This is a genomic window from Streptomyces luteogriseus, from assembly GCF_014205055.1.
Taxonomy (GTDB): Bacteria; Actinomycetota; Actinomycetes; order Streptomycetales; family Streptomycetaceae; genus Streptomyces; species Streptomyces luteogriseus.
Map to the genome: position 1 here is coordinate 1,065,224 of NZ_JACHMS010000001.1, position 18,517 is coordinate 1,083,740.

The following is an 18,517-nucleotide window of genomic DNA, read 5'->3' on the forward strand; positions in this document are numbered from 1 at the left end:
GCCGAACGCGACCCCGCCCTCTACGGTGGGCCCATACGCCGTGGCGTGTGAGGGCGAGGCCGCTGACGAGGGAGCCGGACGTGCGGAAGCTGGCGGTCGTCGAGGCACCCTCCGTGCTCGGGCTGCGCCCCACGGGGGTCGAGGACCTGCCCGCGGCGCTCCTCGGGGCAGGGCTGGCCGAGGGGCTCGGGGCGCGGCGCGCGGGCCGGGTCGAGCCGCCCCCGTACGACTCCGAGCGGGACCCGGCGACGGGGCTGCTGAACCCGGGCGGCATCGCCGGGTACTCCGTCGCGCTGGCCGACACCGTGGGCGATGTCCTCGACCACGGCCGGTTCCCCGTCGTCCTGGGCGGTGACTGCAGCGTGCTGCTCGGCACCCTGCTGGCACTGCGCCGCCGGGACCGGCACGGTCTGCTGTTCCTGGACGGGCACACCGACTTCTACCAGCCGTCGGCGGAGCCCGCCGGCGAGGTGGCCTCCATGGAGCTCGCCCTGGCCACCGGGCGCGGCCCGCGGGTGCTGGCCGACCTGGAGGGCCGGGGCCCGCTCGTGCGGGACGAGGACGTCGTCGCCCTGGGGTTCCGCGACGCGGAGGAGTCCGCGGGGTACGGGATGCAGCCGCTGCCGCCCGCGCTGCACGCGATGGAACTGCACACGGTGCGCGCCCTGGGGGCTGCCGAGGCGGCCCGGCGCGCCGTCCGGGTGCTGACCGGTGACGGCACGGGCGCCGGGTACTGGATCCATCTCGACGTCGACGTGCTGGACGACGCGGTCATGCCGGCCGTCGACCACCGGCAGCCGGACGGCCTGACCTGGCAGGAGCTGGAGACCGTCCTGCGCGCGGCGCTGACGGGCGGCGGGGCGGCGGGCCTCACCGTGGCGATCTTCAACCCCAGCCTGGACCCCGACGGCACCCTCGCGCAGCGCCTCGTCGACTGCCTGGTCAGGGCGTTCGACAGCCAGGGCTGAGCCGCCGCTGTTCCGCGTCGGGACCCGACAGGCCGCGATCCGCTACTTCGTCAGCCGCGACAGCTCCTGGTCCGCCGTCCGGGAGACCCGGCGCCGGACGCCGAACCAGCCCGCGACCAGCATGGCCGCGATCAGCGGGATGAGGAGGAGGGTCTTGCGGCCGACCTCGGGGTCGTTCCACATCATGCCGAGGCAGGCCAGCAGGAAGGCGATCGTGGTGATCTCCGTGACCGGGCTGAAGGGGAGGCGGAAGGAGGGGCGGGTGACCTCGCCGGCCTTGGCGCGGCGGACGAAGACCAGGTGGCAGACCATGATGATCACCCAGGTGCTGATGATGCCGAGGGAGGCCACGTTCAGCACGATCTCGAAGGCCTGGGCCGGAACGAGGAAGTTCAGGCCGACGCCGAGCACACACACCCCGCAGGTCAGCAGGATGCCGCCGTAGGGGACCTGGCTGCGGTTCATGCGCGCGGTGAACTTCGGGGCGGAGCCCGCCATCGCCATGGACCGCAGGATGCGGCCCGTGGAGTAGAGGCCGGAGTTGAGGGAGGACATGGCGGCCGTCAGGACCACCAGGTTCATCACGTCGCCCGCGGCCGGGACGCCGATCTTCGACAGGACCGTGACGAAGGGGCTCTGGTCGGCCGAGTAGACCGAGCCGGGGAGAAGGAGGGCGAGCAGGACGACCGAGCCCACGTAGAAGAGGCCCACCCGCCACATGATCGAGTTCACCGCGCGCGGGACGACCTTCTCCGGCTCGGCGGTCTCGCCCGCGGCGACACCGACCAGCTCCAGCGCGGCGTAGGCGAAGATCACGCCCTGCATGACCAGGACGACGGGCATCATGCCGTGCGGGAAGACGCCGCCGTTGTCGGTGATGACGCCCAGGCCCGGCGTCTGGCCGCCCACCTCGTGCTGCGTGGCGAGCAGGAAGATGCCGATGAGCATGAACCCGACGAGCGTGGCGACCTTGATGATCGCGAACCAGAACTCCATCTCGCCGAAGATCTTCACCGAGATCAGGTTCACGGCCAGGACCACCGCGAGGGCGACCAGGGCCAGCACCCACTGCGGGATGTCGGTGAACAGGCTCCAGTAGTGCGTGTAGAGCGCGATCGCGGTGATGTCGGCGATGCCGGTGGTCGACCAGTTCAGGAAGTACATCCAGCCGGCGATGTACGCGCCCTTCTCGCCGAGGAACTCGCGCGCGTACGACACGAAGGAGCCCGAGGAGGGGCGGTAGAGCACGAGCTCGCCGAGGGCCCGGACCACGAAGAAGGCGAAGATGCCGCAGACCAGGTAGGCGATCGCCAGCGCCGGGCCCGCGTTGTGGAGGCGGCCGCCCGCGCCCAGGAAGAGTCCGGTGCCGATCGCGCCTCCGATGGCGATCATGTTGACGTGGCGGGCCTTGAGGTCCTTGCTGTAGCCGGCGTCGCCCGCGTCCGCGGGCACTGCGGCCGCATCGGTACGCGGCGTGGCCGCAGCCGTGTTCACGGCGTCCTTGCTCACGGTGGATCCACTTCTTTGGTGCGCCCGAGCGGGTCGCGCTCGGCTTCCGGACGTACATAAGGTCTGGGCCCTCTGTCAGGGCACAGACCAAGGGGCCACCTTCCCCCGCCCTGCGCGGCTCACGCGATGGCACACGTCACAGAGCGCTACTTCTCACAGGGCCTTCACGTTCGGCGCCGGAGGTTTCACAGCACTGGTGAGACAGCGATACTGCTGCACATGACGACCGACGCCGAGGAGCCGACCCTCACGATCGACGAGCTGGCCGCCCGGACCGGCGTCACGGTGCGCACGGTCCGCTTCTACGGCACCAAGGGGCTGCTGCCGCCGCCCGTGCTCGGTCCGCGGCGCGTGGGGCACTACGGGCGTGAGCATCTCGCCCGGCTCGCGCTGATCGAGGAGTTGCAGCAGCAGGGCATGACGCTGGCCGGCATCGAGCGCTACCTGCGGCAGCTGCCGCCGGACCTGAGCGCGCACGACCTAGCCATCCACCGGGCGGTGGTGGCCTCCTGGGCGCCGGAGACCGTCGAGACGGTCACCCGGGCGGAGCTGGAGCGGCGGGCCGGACGGCCGCTGGGCGAGGAGGACGTCGAGCGGCTCGTCGCGATGGGCGTGGTCCGGCCCGCGGACGACGGGTACCAGGCCGACCTCGGTCTGCTCCGGCTCGGCGCCGGGCTGCTGGACGTGCCGCTCTCCCAGGAGGCGATCTTCGCGGCGCGCAAGGTCCTCATCGAACACGCGCACGCCGCGGCCCGGGAGCTGTCCCAGCTCTTCCGCGGCGAGGTGGCGGAGCGCGACGCGCAGGACGTGCGCTCCTTGTCCGCGCACATGCACCCTCTGGTGGTGCAGGCGCTCCTCACCGCGTTTCAGCGGTCGCTGAAGGAAGAGCTGGGCGAGTGGCTCACCGGGCCGTCGGGCTCCGGCGGGTCAGCCGCGGGCTGAGTCGCTGAACCGCTCCCCCTTCTCCGCCTTCTCCACCAGCAGCGCGGGCGGCGCGAAGCGCTCCCCGTACTGCTCGGCGAGTTCACGCGCGCGTGCCACGAAGCCGGGCAGGCCACCTTCGTAGCCGTTGATGTACTGGAGCACGCCGCCGGTCCAGCCCGGGAAGCCGATGCCGAAGATGGAGCCGATGTTGGCGTCGGCGACGGACGTCAGCACGCCCTCCTCCAGCAGCCGGACGGTGTCCAGCGCCTCGGAGAACAGCATGCGCTCCTGCATGTCCCGGAACGGGATCCGATACCCCGGCTTGGTGTAGTGCTCGCGCAGTCCGGGCCACAGACCGGTGCGCTTGCCGTCGTCGCCGTAGTCGTAGAAGCCGCCGCCTCCGCTGCGGCCGGTGCGGCCGAACTCGTCGACCATGCGGTCGATGACGGCTTCCGCCGGGTGGGCCGTCCAGGTGCCGCCCGCCTCCTCGACCGCGCGCTTCGTCTCGGCCCGGATCTTGCGGGGCAGGGTCAGCGTCAGTTCGTCCATCAGGGACAGCACCTTGGCCGGGTAGCCGGCCTGGGCCGCGGCCTGCTCGACCGAGGCGGGCTCGATGCCCTCGCCGACCATGGCGACGCCCTCGTTGATGAAGTGGCCGATGACGCGCGAGGTGAAGAAGCCGCGCGAGTCGTTGACGACGATGGGGGTCTTGTTGATCTGACGGACCAGGTCGAAGGCGCGGGCCAGGGCCTCCTCGCCGGTGCGCTCGCCCTTGATGATCTCGACGAGCGGCATCCTGTCGACGGGCGAGAAGAAGTGCAGGCCGATGAAGTCGCCCTGGCGCTCCACGCCTTCGGCGAGGGCGGTGATGGGCAGGGTGGAGGTGTTGGAGCAGAGCAGCGCGTCGGGCTCCACGACGTGCTGGATCTCCTGGAAGACCTTGTGCTTGAGCGACGTGTCCTCGAAGACGGCCTCGATGACGGCGTCGCAGCCGGCCAGGTCCTGCGCCTCGGCGGTGGGGGTGATGCGGGCGAGCAGCGCGTCGGCCTTCTCCTGGGTCGTACGGCCCTTGGAGACGGCCTTGGCGCACAGCTTCTCGGAGTAGCCCTTGCCCTTGAGGGCCGCCTCCAGCGAGACGTCCTTCAGGACGACGTCGATGCCGGCGCGGGCGCAGGAGTAGGCGATGCCGGCGCCCATCATCCCGGCGCCGAGGACGGCGACCTTGCGGACCTTGCGGGGCTCGATGCCCTGGGGGCGGTTGGCGCCGGAGTTGACGGCCTGGAGGTCGAAGAAGAAGGCCTGGATCATGTTCTTCGAGGTCTGGCCGGCCGCGAGGTCCACGAAGTAGCGGGCCTCGATGACCTGGGCGGTCTCGAAGTCGACCTGGGAGCCCTCGACGGCGGCGGCGAGGATGTTGCGCGGGGCCGGGTAGGGCGCGCCGTTCGTCTGCTTGCGCAGGCTGGCGGGGAAGGCGGGCAGGTTCGCGGCGAACTTGGGGTTGGCCGGCGTGCCGCCCGGGATGCGGTAGCCGGGCTTGTCCCAGGGCTGCTGGGACTCGGGGTTGGCGTCGATGAAGGCGCGGGCCTTGGCGAGCATGTCCTCCCGGCTGTCGGCCACCTCGTCGACGAGGCCGTTCTCCAGGGCGCGGCGCGGGCTGTACTGGGTGCCCTGGAGGAGGACCTTCAGCAGGGCGTCGGCGATGCCGAGCATGCGGACGGTGCGGACGACGCCGCCGCCTCCGGGGAGCAGACCGAGGGTGACCTCGGGGCAGCCGACCTTGGAGCCGGGCGCGTCGAGCGCGACGCGGTGGTGGCAGGCGAGGGCGATCTCGTAGCCGCCGCCGAGGGCCGCGCCGTTGAGGGCGGCGACGACGGGCTTGCCGAGGGTCTCGATGCGGCGCAGGTTCCGCTTGATGGCCATGCCGCCGTCGAACAGCTCCTGGGCCGTCTCGGGCGTGACGCGGATGAGGTCGCGCAGGTCGCCGCCGGCGAAGAAGGTCTTCTTCGCGGAGGTGATGATGACGCCCCGGATGGAGTCCTTCTCGGCCTCCAGACGGTCGGTGACGGCGGCGAGGGAGTCGCGGAACGCCTGGTTCATGGTGTTCGCGGACTGGTTCGGGTCGTCGATGACGAGGGTGACGAGGCCGGTGCGGTCCTGTTCCCAGCGGATGGTGGTGGACTCAGTGCTCATGTGGAGGTGCTCCGTGTGATCCGTCGGGAGGGGGTCAGATGCGCTCGACGATCGTGGCGACGCCCATGCCGCCGCCGACGCACAGCGTGGCGAGGCCGTAGCGCTTGTCCTGGCGCTCGAGTTCGTCGACGAGGGTGCCGAGGATCATCGCGCCGGTCGCGCCGAGGGGATGGCCGAGCGCGATCGCGCCGCCGTTGACGTTGACCTTGTCCAGGGACAGGCCCATGTCCTTCACGAAGCGCAGCACGACCGCCGCGAACGCCTCGTTGATCTCGACGAGGTCGATGTCGTCGATGGTCAGTCCGGCCTTGGCGAGGGCCTTGCGGGTGGCGGGGGCGGGGCCGGTGAGCATGATGGTCGGCTCGGAGCCGGAGACGGCGGCGGAGACGATCCGCGCGCGGGGCGTGAGGCCGTAGCGCTCGCCGACCTCCTTGGAGCCGATCGCGACGAGTGAGGCGCCGTCGACGATGCCGGAGGAGTTGCCCGCGTGGTGGACGTGGTCGATCTTCTCCACCCAGTGGTACTGCTGGAGGGCCACCGCGTCGAAACCGCCGAGTTCGCCGATGTCCGCGAAGGACGGCTTGAGCTTGGCCAGGGAGTCGGCGGTGGTACCGGGGCGCGGGAACTCGTCGTGGTCGAGGACGACGAGACCGCTGCGGTCCTTGACCGGGACCACGGACCTCTCGAAGCGGCCGTCCTTCATCGCGGTGGCGGCCCGCTCCTGGGAGAGGGCCGCGTACTCGTCGACGTCGCGCCGGGAGAAGCCCTCGATGGTGGCGATGAGGTCGGCGCCGATGCCCTGCGGCACGAAGTTGACCTCCAGGTTGGTCATCGGGTCGTTGAACCAGGCGCCGCCGTCGGAGGCCATCGGCACCCGGGACATCGACTCGACACCGCCCGCGAGAACGAGGTCCTCCCAGCCGGAACGCACCTTGGCGGCGGCCAGGTTGACGGCCTCCAGACCCGAGGCACAGAAGCGGTTCTCCTGCACACCGGCGACCGTGTCGGGCAGGCCCGCGGCGATGGCTGCGATCCGGGCGATGTCGGAGCCCTGGTCGCCGACCGGCCCGACGACGCCGAGGACGATGTCGTCGACGGCGGCCGGGTCGAGGTCCGGGAACCGGGCGCGGATCTCGTGGATGAGCCCGACGACCAGGTCGATGGGCTTGGTGCCGTGCAGGGCGCCGTTGGCCTTGCCGCGGCCGCGCGGGGTGCGGATCGCGTCGTAGACGTACGCTTCGGTGCTCACGAGGAGGCCTTTCACTGAGGGTTGCGGGACGACGGGAGCAGCCCGGGGACGTCCCAGTCCCGGGCGACGTCCGCCGTGTCGGCGCCCGGCCTGGCCGGACCGGTGCGGACGGAGGTCGGGGTAGCGGAGAAGCGGGGGGCCGGGGCGGGCTGGGTGATGCCGCCGTGGTCGGTGAAGGTGCCGCGGGCGGCCAGGTGCGGGTGGTGCGGGGCCTCGCGCAGTGACAGCACGGGCGCCACGCAGGCGTCGGAGCCGTCGAAGACGGCCGTCCACTCGTCCCTCGTCCGCGCTTTGAAGCGGACGGCGATCTCTTCGCGCAGTTCGTCCCAGCGGGTGACGTCCTTGCGCGCGTCGGCTCGGTCCTCGACGCCGAGGAGGGCGAGGAACTCCGCGTAGAACTGCGGCTCCAGGGCGCCGACTGCCATGTACCGGCCGTCGGCCGTCTCGTAGGTGCCGTAGTAGGGGCAGCCGCCGTCCAGGAGGTTGGCGCCGCGGCGATCCTGCCAGCCGCCGGCGGCGAGCATGCCGTGGATCATCGTGGCGAGATGGGCGGTGCCGTCCACGATGGCGGCGTCGACGACCTGGCCGGTGCCGGTCGCGCGGGCGTGGTGCAGGGCGGCGAGGACGCCGACGACGAGGTAGAGGGAGCCGCCGGCGTAGTCGCCGAGCAGGTTCGCGGGGACCGGCGGCGGTTCGTCCGGGCGGCCGATCATGCCGAGGGCGCCGGTGGGGGCGATGTAGGCGATGTCGTGCCCGGCGCGCTGGGCGAGCGGGCCGTCCTGGCCCCAGCCGGTCATCCGGCCGTAGACGAGGCGCGGGTTGCGGGCGTGACAGTCCCCGGGGCCGACCCCGAGGCGCTCCGCGACGCCGGGGCGGTAGCCCTCGACCAGGACGTCGGCGCGGGCCACGAGGTCGAGCACCCGGTCCGGGCCGTCCGGGGCCTTCAGGTCGATGACGACCGAGCGCTTGTTGCGGTTGGTGACGTCGTACGCCGGGTCGATCGCGAGACCGGGGCCACCGGGCCGGTCCACGCGCACGACGTCGGCCCCGAGGTCGGCCAGGAGCATGGCGGCGAACGGGCCGGGCCCGATGCCGGCCAGCTCGACGACGCGCACGCCGGTGAGCGGACCGTGTCCTGGCGTCCTTGCCGTGGTCATCCAGCCCCCATGCTGTGACACAACTGATGTAACACCAGTGATGCTAAGAACGTGTTCCACTCGGCACAAGACCTGAACGAGCAAGCGCTTAGCAATCTGCCGGACGGGGTCAGCTTCCGTCCAGCTCGACTATCAGCCGCTTCGGCGCGATCACCCGGTAGCTCTCCTCCACCCAGTCGCAGAGCACCTCGGCGGCCGGGGCGCCCTGCTGCTCCAGGGGGACGCTCACCCAGCCCGCCTTGCCCAGGCCGTATCCGGCGGGCTCGGCGCCGGGACAGGCCAGCGCATGCGCGTGCGCCGTCTCGTCCTTGAGCTTCACCGTCACCCCCAGGGGGTAACTGCCGTCCTGGACGCCGAGGAAGACGAACACCTTCTTGTTGACCTTCGCGACGGACTCGCCCCAGGGGAACTCCTCGACGGCGTCCGGCAGCCCCAGTGCGAACACGCGCACTTTCTCCCACTTCTTCAGGGCATTCCTGGGCACGGCCATCGTGGTCCTCCGGGCTCGTCGTCGGGCTCCGCACTCCTCACGCTAGCCTCGGCCACCGACAGCGGCACGGGCTGCACGACCGAGGGGTGTCATGAGCAGGCAAAGCAGGACGGACCGTCCGTACGACATCGTGCTCTTCGGAGCGACCAGTTTCGCCGGCGCGCTCACCGCGGAGTACCTGGCCGCCCACGCGCCCGAGGGGCTGCGCTGGGCGATCGCGGGCCGCAACGCCGGGAAGCTGGAGCGGCTGCGGGAGCGGCTGCCCGCCGACGCGAAGGTCGGGGTGGAGCGGGCGGACGTCTCCGACCCCGCCTCGCTGCGCGACCTCGCCGAGAAGGCGCGCGTGCTGGCCACGACGGTCGGCCCGTACGTGACGTACGGCGAGGAACTCGTCGCCGCCTGCGCGGACTCCGGGACCGACTACCTCGACCTCTGTGGCGAGCCGGAGTTCGTGGACCTGATGTACGTCCGGCACGACGCCCGCGCGCGGGAGACCGGGGCACGGCTGGTGCACGCCGCCGGGTTCGACTCGATCCCGCACGACCTGGGCGTGTACTTCACCGTGCAGCAGCTGCCCGAGGACGTGCCGCTGACCGTGGAGGGCTTCGTCACCGCGGACGCGGCGTTCTCGGGCGGCACCTTCGCCTCCGCGTTGGGCCAGTTCGCGCGGCAGCGGGAGATGGCGGCGGCCGCCCGGGACCGGCGGCGGCACGAGCCGCGGCTGGTGGGCCGGCGGGCGACGGCGCCGCTGGGCGGGCCGCGGTTCGCCAAGGAGGTCGGGGCGTGGGCACTGCCGATGCCGACCATCGACCCGCAGATCGTGCGGCGCTCGGCGTCGGCCCTCGACCGGTACGGGCCCGACTTCCGCTACCGGCAGTACGCGGCCGTCCGGCATCTGCCGGTCGCGGTCGGCGGGGCCGCGGCGGTCGGCGCGCTGATCGCGGCGGCCCAGGTGCCGCCGGCGCGGCGCTGGCTGTCGGACCGGCTCAAGCCCGGGGACGGGCCGAGCCCCGAGAAGCGGGCGAAGAGCTGGTTCTCCGTGCGCTTCGTGGGTGAGGGCGGCGGTCAGCGGGTGTACACGGAGGTCTCGGGCGGCGATCCCGGCTACGACGAGACGGCCAAGATGTTCGCCGAGTCGGCGCTCTGTCTGGCCTTCGACGAGCTTCCGGAGACGGCGGGCCAGGTCACCACGGCGGTGGCGATGGGCAACGCGCTGATCGACCGGCTGCGCGCGGCGGGCATCCGCTTCCGCGTCGCCTCGGCACGCTGAGGGCCCGTCGGGGGCCTACAGCGGCCACTCGGCGAGGGTGTAGATCATCCCGGCGATCCAGCCGAGCCCGGCCAGGACGGCGAGGATCAGCCCTATGGTGACGGCCCGCTCGACGGTCTGGGTCGGGGCGGCGACAGGCTTGGGGGCGCGGTGCGTTGTCATGCGCCCCAGCCTGTCGGCCCGGCCGGCGCCGGGCATCCGTACGGGTACTCAGGCCCGGTACTCAGATTCGCTCGCCCCGCCCGGCCCCTGCCTGTCCCCCCTGCTTGAGACTTTCGCTGTTCTCCCCCCGGCAAACGCCCGGAAAGTCCCAACGAGGAGTTCAATGAAACCCTTGAAGGCATGCGATTCCTTCTGGAAGTTTCCCTGGACGACGCGGCGTTGACGAAGGACCCGGCGGGCGAACTGGGCCGGATCCTCAGGTACTGGGCCGGCAATCTGCGCCACTACGAACTCGTCCCCGGAGACGAGTCGGCCGTTTACGACTCGGAATACCGTGAGGTGGGCCGCTGGCGGGTGGAGGGTCAGGCCGAGTAGGTCTTCCGAAGCGCCTCGCGGCACAGCGCGTCCGCCCTGCGGGTCGTCTCCGGGATGCGGTAGGCGGGGGTCAGCGCGAGGGTGTGCGCGCAAGCCTGGTCCAGGGTCACCCGATGGCCCACGGAGACGAAGACCGGCTTGACGCCGTCCCGGGTGCGCAGGGCCCGGCCGACCTCCTCGGAGCCGGCGAGCAGCGCGGAGGAGCTGCCGCGCGCGGTGCCCGGGTCGTCGTAGGAGAAGGTGAAGGGGTTCTTCGCGACGCCGATCGTGGGCAGACCGGTCAGGACGCCGAGGTGGCTGGCCAGGCCGAAGCGGCGGGGGTGGGCGAGGCCATAGCCGTCGCAGACGACCAGGCCGGGCGGACAGGGCAGGGCCTCCAGGGCGGCGAGGACCGTGGGGATCTCACGGAAGGCGAGCAGCCCCGGCACGTAGGGGAAGGAGACCCGGCCCACCGCGGTGGCCTCCGCGACCACGCCGAGACTCGACGCGTCCAGGACGACCGCCGCCGCCGCGACGACGTCCCGTTCGTCGTCGTACGCCACATCGACCCCCGTCACATGTCCCTGGCCGGGCGGCGGTCCGGGTTCGTCGAGGATCACACGAGCGCGCAGTGCGTCCTGGACGGCGTGTGCCTGTTCCTCGGTGGCGGGCCAGTCCTCGGGGATGGGTACGGTCGTCATGGTGTCCAGAGCCTACGGGCTGCCCGGCGGCCGGGCGGGTGCCCGGGGGTAGGCTCCCGCTCATGTTCGTGCTGGAACTGACCTACACCGCCCCGCTGGAAGCCGTCGACGCCGTGCTGGAGGAGCATGTGGTGTGGCTCGACGAGCAGTACCGGCAGGGGGTCTTCCTCGCGTCCGGACGCAAGAACCCCCGCGACGGCGGGGTGATCATCGCCGTCGCGGGGGGCCGCACGCGGATCGAGGAGATCATCGCGGAGGACCCGTTCGTCACCGCGGGCGTGTGCGCGTACCGCGTCACGGAGTTCGTGGCGACGAAGACCGCGCCCGCGCTGGAGGCCTACCGGGAGACCCCCTGAGGTATCCGCTGAGGTATCCGCCTCACTTGTCCAGCGCGCGCTGCAACTGGCTCTTGTTCATGCTGGAACGGCCCTCGACGCCCTTGCGCTTGGCCTCCTGGTACAGCTGGTCGTAGGTGGGCCCCTGGGAACCCTGCCCCGAGCGCTGACCGCCCCGCTTGCCGGAGGACATGTCCTGGGTGGAGGTGCGGCTGGCGGTCTTCGACTCGCCGGAGCGGGCGCGTTCCTTGTTCACCGTCCGCGCGGCGATCTCCTTGGCGCGGCCGGTGCTCTCGCCCCGGTCCTCCGCACTCTCCTTGATGTGCTCGTACTGGCGCTCCCGCTTGGAGCTCGAACCGCGTGGCATGTCCGCTCACTTCCTTTCACGATCAGTGAACGAGTACCCACACTGCCGACGATCAGGGCACCTCGCATTCTCAGTGCTCCAAGCGGGCAACCCGGCCCTTCTCGCCGGCGGCCCAGCACCCGTGGTCCGGGGTGCAGTCCACGGTGTCGTACGAGCCCGTGTCGACGGTCCGCCAGGTGCGGCCGGCGTCCGTGGTGAGGTCGGTGCCGGTGGGCCCGACGGCGAGGGCCGCGGTGCGGCTGTGCGGGAGCCAGGCGACGCCGGAGCGGTAGGCGGGCGGTGCGGTGCCGGCCGGGCGCCAGGTGCGGCCGCCGTCGGAGGTACGGGCGGCGGCGCTCGGTGAGGGCTGGTCGGGGCGGAAGTCGCCGCCGACGGCGAGGCCGTGGGCGCGGTCGCGGAAGGCCAGTGCGAAGACGCCCCGGGCCGGGTCGCCCGCCGGGAGGGGCGTGTCGGTGGCCGTCCAGGTACGTCCCCGGTCGGCGGAGTGCAGCACACGCGCGCGTGGCGCCCCGCCGGTGGCCAGCCAGACGTCCTTCGGCCCGGACGTCACCAGGCACTGACCGCTCGCCGCGAATCCGGCCTCGCCCTCCTGCGCGGCCGGCATGCCCCGGTCCGGCAGCACCTTCCAGCTGCGGCCGCCGTCGCCGGTCGACAGGATGCGGAACTTCCCGTCCACCGGGTCGCTCATCGCGAGACCGTGGCGGTGGTCGAAGAACGTGAGGCAGTCGTAGAACGCCTTGGGTTCGGTGTTGCGGAAGGACTCCGTCCAGGTCGCTCCGCCGTCGTCGGTGCGGTAGACGCGGGAGGCCTCGCCCTCGCCGATGGCCAGGACCACGGCCCGGCGCGCGTCGAACGCCTCGACGTCCCGGAACTGCAACTCCCCCGCCCCCGGGGGCGAGACGTTCCGCCAGGTCGCTCCGCCGTCGGTGGTGCGCAGCACGGTGCCACCGGTGCCGGCGACCCATGCGGTGGTCCGGCTGACGGCGGCGAGGCCCCGGAACCGTGCCTCCGGGGCGCCGGTGTCCTTGAGTTGCCAGTGCGGCAGCCGGCCCTCCGGTTCGTGCGCTTGTGCCGGTACGGCGGTCAGGGCTGCCAGTGCCGCCGCGCAGGCCGCCATCGCGGTCGCCCTGCTGCGTGTTCGTCCCGTCCGTCGCGTGCTCCCCATGCGCCTCATGGCCGGGGAAGCTAGCCCACCGCCCGGGTGCCGTCCAGATGGCCTCGCGGGTGCTCCGCGTGGTGGGGCGGGCGCCACACGTGCCCTTGGAGACACACGAGGAGAGTCACGTCACTCTGGTGCATGAACGCGGTGACGGAGGTCACTCGCATTTCGTGTGCACGGATTGGCTGATTCCGTCGTCTCTTCCCATGCCCGGCCTCATCCGCCCGGAAGTGTCCGTCCAGCCGTCACAAGGGAGCAAGGCGTTGTCCATCGTCATCGAGCAGCCCGTGGAGGCCCGCCTCGTCGCCGCCGCGCCGCGTATGCCGAGCATTCCCGCGACGCTGCACTACGACCGGCGTGACCCTTTCGCCGTCTGCATGACCTTCCCCGCACCGGCCACGCTGGAGGGCGTCGAGGTCTGCTGGACCTTCTCCCGCGAGCTGCTCGCCGCGGGCCAGAAGAGCGCCGAGGGGCAGGGCGACGTGCGCGTGCGGCCCTACGGCTACGACCGCACCGTGCTGGAGTTCCACGCCCCGGAGGGCACCGCCGTGGTGCACGTCCGCTCGAGCGAGATCCGCCGGTTCCTGGAGGCCACGAGCGAACTCGTGCCCGTGGGGCTGGAGCATCTCCAGCTGGATCTGGACCACGGCCTCGCCGAGCTGATGCGGGACGCGTGCTGAGCTGACGGGCCCGCACCGGGAAGGCGCCGGCCTCGGTGCGGCCCAGCGCGTGTCCGTCAGCGCCCGGCGGGTCCCGGCGGGTCCCCGCCCGGAGTCTCAGGGCGACGTCGCCACCGCGTGTCCCGCTGCCACCGCCGCGCTCACCTCGCGCACGATCGCTCCCAGCCCGGGCGTCGACGCGCCCGCCCGTTCCGCCAGCTGCTCGATGCGCCGGTCAGGGGTGGTCTCGTCGAGGAGGTCCGCCGCGGCGGCGAGGACGGCGACCGCCGCGTCCCGTTCGGAGAGCCCGGCGACCGGCAGCATGCCTCGGAGGATCTGCCGTGTCTCCTCCCGCAGCGCCTCCACGACGGCCACGCGCTCCAGCGCGTACTCCACGGTCGGGAACACGCCGAGGACCCGTCTCTTCTCCGCCCGCAGAAGACCCTCGGCCACCAGCTGCTCCCGCACGGCGTCGAACGTCACCCGTGCCCGCAGCGCCACCCACGTCCGCCAGGGGTGCGGGCGCGACTCGCGGACGAGTTCGAGCAGCCCGTCGAGGGCCGCGTCACCCGCGCTCGCGTCCAGGTCGACCGGCGTGGCGATGCCGTCCTCGTCGGTGAGCAGGCCGCGCCGGGCCAGCTCGACGAGGGCGGCGGCCCGCACCGGGCCGGGCCGGTGCGCGGTGGCGCCGGCCGCCGGTCCCCCGGCGTCCCAGGCCAGCAGGCAGAGCCGGGCCGGCGGCGTGAGCGGACCGTTGGACACGGGGGCCTCCTCGGAGCGGGAAGATCGGGTCGCACGTTAATGCGTTGACAGGCTCAGGACGCCCTCCTACGGTGTAGAGCGTCCCTGTTGCCGCCGATTGGAGAAGGACGTTGCTCGTCTGAGGTCCTGAGACACCGCGTCACACCCCCTCCGTGGTGTGCGCTGCGTGCGACCTCGGCGTTCGAGCCGTCCCTCCGGTGCAGGGCATTTCTCATGTCCGTGATGTGCCCATGGAACCTCACCCCCTGGTCGCAGGTGTCTCGACACGCGTTTGCCCCCGACCGCTTCGAGCAACCGCGAGTGAGGCCCCATGTCCACCTCCATCACCGTCACGTCCCTTGCGTTCACCTGGCCCGACGGCAGCCCCGTCTTCGAGGGCCTGGACGTCGCGTTCGGCCCCGGCCGGACCGGCCTGGTCGGCGTCAACGGATCAGGAAAATCGACCCTGTTGAAGCTGATCGCGGGTGAACTCGCACCCGTCGACGGCACCGTCCGCGTGGCCGGCGAGGTCGGCTATCTGCCGCAGAACGTCACGCTCGACACCACCCTGCGCGTCGACGAGGCCCTCGGCATCGCCGCACAGCGGACCGCCCTGCACGCCATCGAAACCGGCGACGTCTCCGAGACGCACTTCGAGATTGTCGGCGACGACTGGGACGTCGAGGAGCGCGCCCTCGCCACGCTCGGCGAACTGGGGCTCGGGCACGTCGAGTTGGACCGCACCATCGGCGAGGTGTCCGGCGGCGAGTCGGTTCTGCTGCGGCTGGCCGCGCTGCTGTTGCGCCGGCCCGACGTGCTGCTGCTGGACGAGCCGACCAACAACCTCGACCTGTACGCCCGTCGGCGGCTGTACGCGGCCGTGCAGTCCTGGCCGGGCGTGATGGTCGTCGTCAGTCACGACCGTGAACTGCTGGAGCTCGTCGACCAGATCGCCGATCTCCGCTCCGGAGAGATCACCTGGTACGGCGGCAACTACTCAGCGTACGAGGAGGCGCTGGAGATCGAGCAGGAAGCGGCCGAGCGCATGGTGCGCGTCGCCGAGTCCGACTTCCGCAAGCAGAAGCGCGAGCTGGCCGACGCGCAGGTCAAGCTGGCCCGCCGCAAGCGGTACGGGCAGAAGATGTGGGATCAGAAGCGCGAGCCGAAGATCGTCATGGGGGCGCGCAAGCGCGCGGCGCAGGAGTCCGCGGGCAAACACCGCATCATGCACGAGGAGAAGCTCGCCGAGGCCAGGGAGCGGCTCGACGAGGCGGTGGAGGCCGTACGGGACGACGACGAGATCCGCGTCGACCTGCCGTACACGGCGGTGCCGCCGGGACGTACGGTCCTCACCCTCCAGGATCTCGGGCTCCGGTACGGCGCCCGGGTGAAGGGCGGCCTCGACCTGCGCGGGCCCGAGCGGGTCGCGTTGATCGGACGCAACGGCGCGGGCAAGACCACGCTGCTGCGCACGATCACCGGCGAGCTCGCCCCCGAGGCCGGCGAGGTGGTGGCGCACGTCCCGCTGCGGTTCCTGCCGCAGCGGCTCGACGTCCTCGACGGGGAGCTGTCGGTCGCCGAGAACGTGGCCCGGTTCGCGCCGGACGCCACCAACAACCGGATCCGGGCGCGGCTGGCGCGCTTCCTGTTCCGGGGTGCCCGCGCCGACCAGAAGGCGGCGACGCTGTCCGGCGGCGAACGCTTCCGGGCCGCACTGGCCGCTCTGATGCTGGCCGAGCCCGCACCGCAGTTGCTCCTGCTGGACGAGCCGACCAACAACCTCGACATGGCGAGCGTCCGGCAGCTCACGACGGCCCTGGAGTCGTACGAGGGAGCGCTGATCGTGGCCGCCCACGACCTGCCGTTCCTGGAGTCGATCGGCATCACGCGCTGGCTGCTGCTGGAGGAAGGAGAACTGAGGGAAATCACGCCAGAGGCTGTCGGGATTTACTCCTAGCGTCGGTGGCATGACCGACTTCGCACACGATGCCATCACCCTGACCGGAGCACGCGAGAACAACCTCAAGGACGTCACCCTCCGCATCCCGAAGGGCCGGCTGACCGTGTTCACCGGCGTTTCGGGGTCGGGGAAGTCGTCCGTCGTCTTCGACACGATCGCGGTGGAGTCGCAGCGCCAGCTGAACGAGACGTATCCGTGGTTCGTCCGCAACCGGCTGCCCAAATTCGAGCGGCCGCACGCGGACGGCCTGGAGGACCTCACCCCGGCGATCGTCGTCGACCAGCGGCAGGTCGGCGGCCACTCCCGGTCGACGGTCGGCACCATGACGGACGTCTACTCGGTGATGCGGGTGCTGTTCTCGCGGCACGGCACCCCGAGCGCCGGGCCGGCGACGGCCTACTCGTTCAACGACCCGTCGGGCATGTGCCCCGAGTGCGACGGCCTCGGCCGGACGGTACGGCCCGACTGGGACCGCATCCTGGATCCGGGCCGCTCCCTCGCGGAGGGGGCGGTCCGCTTCCCGCCGTTCGCCGCCGGGACCTGGCAGGGCCAGGCGTACACGAACAGCGCCGATCTCGACCCGCACAAGCCGGTGGGACGGTTCACGGCCGCCGAGCGGGAGTTCCTGATGCGCGGACGGCCCGGCAGCAAGGTCACCGTCAACGGCAGCGGCGGCACCTGGACCACCGACTACGAGGGGCTGGCCGTCCGCTTCGAGCGGCTGTACCTGAAGCGGGACCTGTCGGCCATGAGCCAGAAGACCCGGGACCTGGTCCGTGCGTTCCTGGTGGAGGGCACCTGCCCGGGCTGCCGCGGAGCCCGTCTGAACGCGGCGGCGCTCGCGACCCGCATCAACGGCCGGTCGATCGCCGACTGCACCCGGATGCAGGTCACGGACCTGATCGCCGTGCTGAAGGAGATCGACGACCCGGTGGCCGGTCCGATCGCCTCGGCCGCCGTGGCCGCGCTGGAGCGCATCGAGGCGATCGGCCTCGGCTATCTGAGCCTCGACCGGGAGACCGCCACGCTCAGCGGCGGGGAGGGGCAGCGGCTGAAGACGGTGCGGCACCTCGGCTCCAGTCTGACCGGGATGACGTACATCTTCGACGAGCCGAGCGTCGGTCTGCACCCGCGGGACGTGGGCCGCCTCGGCGACCTGCTGCTGCGGCTGCGGGACAAGGGCAACACGGTGCTGGTCGTCGAGCACGACCCGGACGTCATCGCCCTCGCCGACCATGTCGTCGACATGGGTCCGGGCGCCGGTGCCGGCGGCGGCACGGTGGTCTTCGAGGGGACACCGCGGGAACTGGCCTCCTCCGGCACACTCACCGGCCGCTGCCTGCGCACCCGTACGGCGGTCAAGGACGAGGTGCGGGAGCCCACCGGCGAGCTGTGGGTCAAGGGCGCCGACCGGCACAACCTGCGGGACGTGACCGTACGGTTCCCGGCCGGTGTGCTCACCGCCGTGACCGGGGTCGCCGGGTCGGGGAAGAGCACCCTGGCCGGGGAGCTCACCGCCGCGCACGAGGAGGCCGTGGTCGTCGACCAGTCGTCGATCGGCATCTCGGGCCGTTCCACCCCGGCGACCTACCTGGGGATCATGGACACGGTCCGGAAGATCTTCGCCCGCGAGACGGGGGCCGAGGCGGGCCTGTTCAGCTTCAACTCCGGTGGTGCCTGCGGCACCTGCGAGGGCCGGGGCGTCATCTACACCGACCTCGCCTTCATGGACCCGGTGACGACGACCTGCCACGACTGCGAGGGTCGGCGCTTCAAGGAGGAGGTGCTGCGGCTGACCGTGCGGGGCAGTTCCGTCGCGGACGTCCTGGAGATGACGGCCGAGCAGGCCCTCGGCTTCTTCGGCGACCCGGGCGTACAACGCCGGCTGCGCGCCCTGCGGGACGTCGGACTCACCTACCTGACCCTCGGCCAGCCCCTCTCCACGCTCTCCGGCGGCGAGCGGCAGCGCATCAAGCTGGCCACGCGACTGCACCGGACGGGCGCGGTCTACGTGCTCGACGAACCGACGACCGGCCTGCACATGGCGGACGTGGAGGGCCTCGTCGCCCTGCTGGACCAACTGGTCGACGCGGGCAACACGGTCGTCGTGGTCGAGCACAACCTCGACGTGATCGCCCGGGCCGACTGGGTGATCGACCTCGGCCCGGACGGCGGCCGGGCCGGCGGCGAGATCGTCTTCGAGGGGACGCCTCGACAACTCCTCGAGGCGCAGGTGTCGTTCACCGGCGAGCACCTGCGACGGGCGGTGCGGCACCGCCCGTGAGCCGGGGTGTACAGACGTCAAAGCGCGATCCGCTCATT

The 18,517-nt window shown here is 71.9% G+C and carries 18 protein-coding genes; 8 read left to right on the forward strand and 10 right to left on the reverse strand.

The window, feature by feature from the left end; translation table 11 throughout:
- The first annotated feature begins 80 nt into the window (after positions 1-80).
- Positions 81-968, forward strand: coding sequence for an arginase family protein (locus tag BJ965_RS04885; protein WP_184907525.1), 888 nt, complete (start codon positions 81-83; stop codon positions 966-968).
- Positions 969-1,010: 42 nt separating this feature from the next.
- On the opposite strand, the gene BJ965_RS04890 is transcribed toward BJ965_RS04885, so the two are convergent.
- The gene (locus tag BJ965_RS04890; RefSeq protein ID WP_184907526.1) at positions 1,011-2,477 is read right to left on the reverse strand and encodes an amino acid permease; all 1,467 of its coding nucleotides are present in this window, start codon (positions 2,475-2,477) and stop codon (positions 1,011-1,013) included.
- Positions 2,478-2,696: 219 nt separating this feature from the next.
- On the opposite strand from BJ965_RS04890, the gene BJ965_RS04895 reads away from it, so the two are divergent.
- Positions 2,697-3,419: a MerR family transcriptional regulator gene (locus BJ965_RS04895; RefSeq protein WP_184907527.1), complete on the forward strand. Its 723-nt coding sequence runs from the start codon at positions 2,697-2,699 to the stop codon at positions 3,417-3,419.
- Here BJ965_RS04895 and BJ965_RS04900 read toward each other — a convergent pair.
- The 4 genes from BJ965_RS04900 to BJ965_RS04915 all read right to left on the reverse strand — a co-directional run bounded on the left by BJ965_RS04900 (position 3,405) and on the right by BJ965_RS04915 (position 8,487).
- The gene (locus BJ965_RS04900; RefSeq protein ID WP_184907528.1) at positions 3,405-5,591 is read right to left on the reverse strand and encodes a 3-hydroxyacyl-CoA dehydrogenase NAD-binding domain-containing protein; all 2,187 of its coding nucleotides are present in this window, start codon (positions 5,589-5,591) and stop codon (positions 3,405-3,407) included. The genes BJ965_RS04895 and BJ965_RS04900 overlap by 15 nt on opposite strands.
- Before the next feature lie 34 nt (positions 5,592-5,625).
- Complete coding sequence (locus BJ965_RS04905) at positions 5,626-6,840, reverse strand: acetyl-CoA C-acetyltransferase (protein ID WP_184907529.1); 1,215 nt, start codon at positions 6,838-6,840, stop codon at positions 5,626-5,628.
- An 11-nt stretch (positions 6,841-6,851) separates the two neighbouring features.
- The gene (locus BJ965_RS04910; protein WP_184907530.1) at positions 6,852-7,997 is read right to left on the reverse strand and encodes a CaiB/BaiF CoA transferase family protein; all 1,146 of its coding nucleotides are present in this window, start codon (positions 7,995-7,997) and stop codon (positions 6,852-6,854) included.
- A 109-nt stretch (positions 7,998-8,106) separates the two neighbouring features.
- Positions 8,107-8,487 carry an MmcQ/YjbR family DNA-binding protein gene (locus tag BJ965_RS04915; protein WP_184907531.1) on the reverse strand — a complete coding sequence of 127 codons (381 nt, stop codon included), beginning with the start codon at positions 8,485-8,487 and terminating at the stop codon, positions 8,107-8,109.
- Positions 8,488-8,578: 91 nt separating this feature from the next.
- Between BJ965_RS04915 and BJ965_RS04920 the strand changes: the two genes are divergently transcribed.
- Positions 8,579-9,757 carry a saccharopine dehydrogenase family protein gene (locus BJ965_RS04920; RefSeq protein ID WP_184907532.1) on the forward strand — a complete coding sequence of 393 codons (1,179 nt, stop codon included), beginning with the start codon at positions 8,579-8,581 and terminating at the stop codon, positions 9,755-9,757.
- A 15-nt stretch (positions 9,758-9,772) separates the two neighbouring features.
- On the opposite strand, the gene mmpA is transcribed toward BJ965_RS04920, so the two are convergent.
- Positions 9,773-9,919 carry a morphogenic membrane protein MmpA gene (gene mmpA / locus BJ965_RS04925; protein WP_170320889.1) on the reverse strand — a complete coding sequence of 49 codons (147 nt, stop codon included), beginning with the start codon at positions 9,917-9,919 and terminating at the stop codon, positions 9,773-9,775.
- 180 nt (positions 9,920-10,099) lie between these two features.
- Between mmpA and BJ965_RS04930 the strand changes: the two genes are divergently transcribed.
- Positions 10,100-10,294, forward strand: coding sequence for a hypothetical protein (locus tag BJ965_RS04930; RefSeq protein ID WP_184907533.1), 195 nt, complete (start codon positions 10,100-10,102; stop codon positions 10,292-10,294).
- Here BJ965_RS04930 and BJ965_RS04935 read toward each other — a convergent pair.
- A complete protein-coding gene (locus BJ965_RS04935; protein WP_184907534.1) occupies positions 10,282-10,974 on the reverse strand; it encodes an endonuclease V in 693 nt (230 codons plus the stop codon). The genes BJ965_RS04930 and BJ965_RS04935 overlap by 13 nt on opposite strands.
- A 62-nt stretch (positions 10,975-11,036) precedes the next feature.
- Between BJ965_RS04935 and BJ965_RS04940 the strand changes: the two genes are divergently transcribed.
- On the forward strand, positions 11,037-11,330 hold the full coding sequence (locus BJ965_RS04940) for a YciI family protein (protein ID WP_184907535.1): 294 nt from the start codon (positions 11,037-11,039) through the stop codon (positions 11,328-11,330).
- A 22-nt stretch (positions 11,331-11,352) separates the two neighbouring features.
- On the opposite strand, the gene BJ965_RS04945 is transcribed toward BJ965_RS04940, so the two are convergent.
- Together BJ965_RS04945 and BJ965_RS04950 are read right to left on the reverse strand one after the other, a co-directional pair.
- Positions 11,353-11,676 carry a plasmid stabilization protein gene (locus BJ965_RS04945; RefSeq protein WP_184907536.1) on the reverse strand — a complete coding sequence of 108 codons (324 nt, stop codon included), beginning with the start codon at positions 11,674-11,676 and terminating at the stop codon, positions 11,353-11,355.
- Between the two features lie 70 nt (positions 11,677-11,746).
- Positions 11,747-12,793, reverse strand: coding sequence for a WD40/YVTN/BNR-like repeat-containing protein (locus BJ965_RS04950; protein ID WP_184907537.1), 1,047 nt, complete (start codon positions 12,791-12,793; stop codon positions 11,747-11,749).
- A 305-nt stretch (positions 12,794-13,098) separates the two neighbouring features.
- Between BJ965_RS04950 and BJ965_RS04955 the strand changes: the two genes are divergently transcribed.
- Complete coding sequence (locus tag BJ965_RS04955) at positions 13,099-13,515, forward strand: SsgA family sporulation/cell division regulator (RefSeq protein WP_184907538.1); 417 nt, start codon at positions 13,099-13,101, stop codon at positions 13,513-13,515.
- Positions 13,516-13,611: 96 nt separating this feature from the next.
- Here the strand turns inward: BJ965_RS04955 and BJ965_RS04960 are convergent, their stop codons facing one another.
- A complete protein-coding gene (locus tag BJ965_RS04960; protein ID WP_184907539.1) occupies positions 13,612-14,256 on the reverse strand; it encodes a GOLPH3/VPS74 family protein in 645 nt (214 codons plus the stop codon).
- 310 nt (positions 14,257-14,566) lie between these two features.
- Between BJ965_RS04960 and BJ965_RS04965 the strand changes: the two genes are divergently transcribed.
- On the forward strand, positions 14,567-16,192 hold the full coding sequence (locus BJ965_RS04965; RefSeq protein ID WP_184907540.1) for an ABC-F family ATP-binding cassette domain-containing protein: 1,626 nt from the start codon (positions 14,567-14,569) through the stop codon (positions 16,190-16,192).
- 10 nt (positions 16,193-16,202) lie between these two features.
- On the forward strand, positions 16,203-18,479 hold the full coding sequence (locus tag BJ965_RS04970) for an ATP-binding cassette domain-containing protein (protein WP_184907541.1): 2,277 nt from the start codon (positions 16,203-16,205) through the stop codon (positions 18,477-18,479).
- The last annotated feature ends 38 nt before the right edge of the window (positions 18,480-18,517 follow it).

Excerpts from the sequence above, each read along its gene's own strand:
- BJ965_RS04920 (WP_184907532.1), top strand. The coding sequence starts at position 8,579 with ATGAGCAGGCAAAGCAGGACGGACCGTCCGTACGACATCGTGCTCTTC.
- BJ965_RS04940 (WP_184907535.1), top strand. The coding sequence starts at position 11,037 with ATGTTCGTGCTGGAACTGACCTACACCGCCCCGCTGGAAGCCGTCGAC.
- BJ965_RS04895 (WP_184907527.1), top strand. The coding sequence starts at position 2,697 with ATGACGACCGACGCCGAGGAGCCGACCCTCACGATCGACGAGCTGGCC.
- mmpA (WP_170320889.1), bottom strand. The coding sequence starts at position 9,919 with ATGACAACGCACCGCGCCCCCAAGCCTGTCGCCGCCCCGACCCAGACC.
- BJ965_RS04945 (WP_184907536.1), bottom strand. The coding sequence starts at position 11,676 with ATGCCACGCGGTTCGAGCTCCAAGCGGGAGCGCCAGTACGAGCACATC.
- BJ965_RS04970 (WP_184907541.1), top strand. The coding sequence starts at position 16,203 with ATGACCGACTTCGCACACGATGCCATCACCCTGACCGGAGCACGCGAG.
- BJ965_RS04935 (WP_184907534.1), bottom strand. The coding sequence starts at position 10,974 with ATGACGACCGTACCCATCCCCGAGGACTGGCCCGCCACCGAGGAACAG.
- BJ965_RS04915 (WP_184907531.1), bottom strand. The coding sequence starts at position 8,487 with ATGGCCGTGCCCAGGAATGCCCTGAAGAAGTGGGAGAAAGTGCGCGTG.
- BJ965_RS04900 (WP_184907528.1), bottom strand. The coding sequence starts at position 5,591 with ATGAGCACTGAGTCCACCACCATCCGCTGGGAACAGGACCGCACCGGC.
- BJ965_RS04950 (WP_184907537.1), bottom strand. The coding sequence starts at position 12,793 with ATGGCGGCCTGCGCGGCGGCACTGGCAGCCCTGACCGCCGTACCGGCA.
- BJ965_RS04965 (WP_184907540.1), top strand. The coding sequence starts at position 14,567 with ATGTCCACCTCCATCACCGTCACGTCCCTTGCGTTCACCTGGCCCGAC.
- BJ965_RS04910 (WP_184907530.1), bottom strand. The coding sequence starts at position 7,997 with ATGACCACGGCAAGGACGCCAGGACACGGTCCGCTCACCGGCGTGCGC.
- BJ965_RS04930 (WP_184907533.1), top strand. The coding sequence starts at position 10,100 with ATGCGATTCCTTCTGGAAGTTTCCCTGGACGACGCGGCGTTGACGAAG.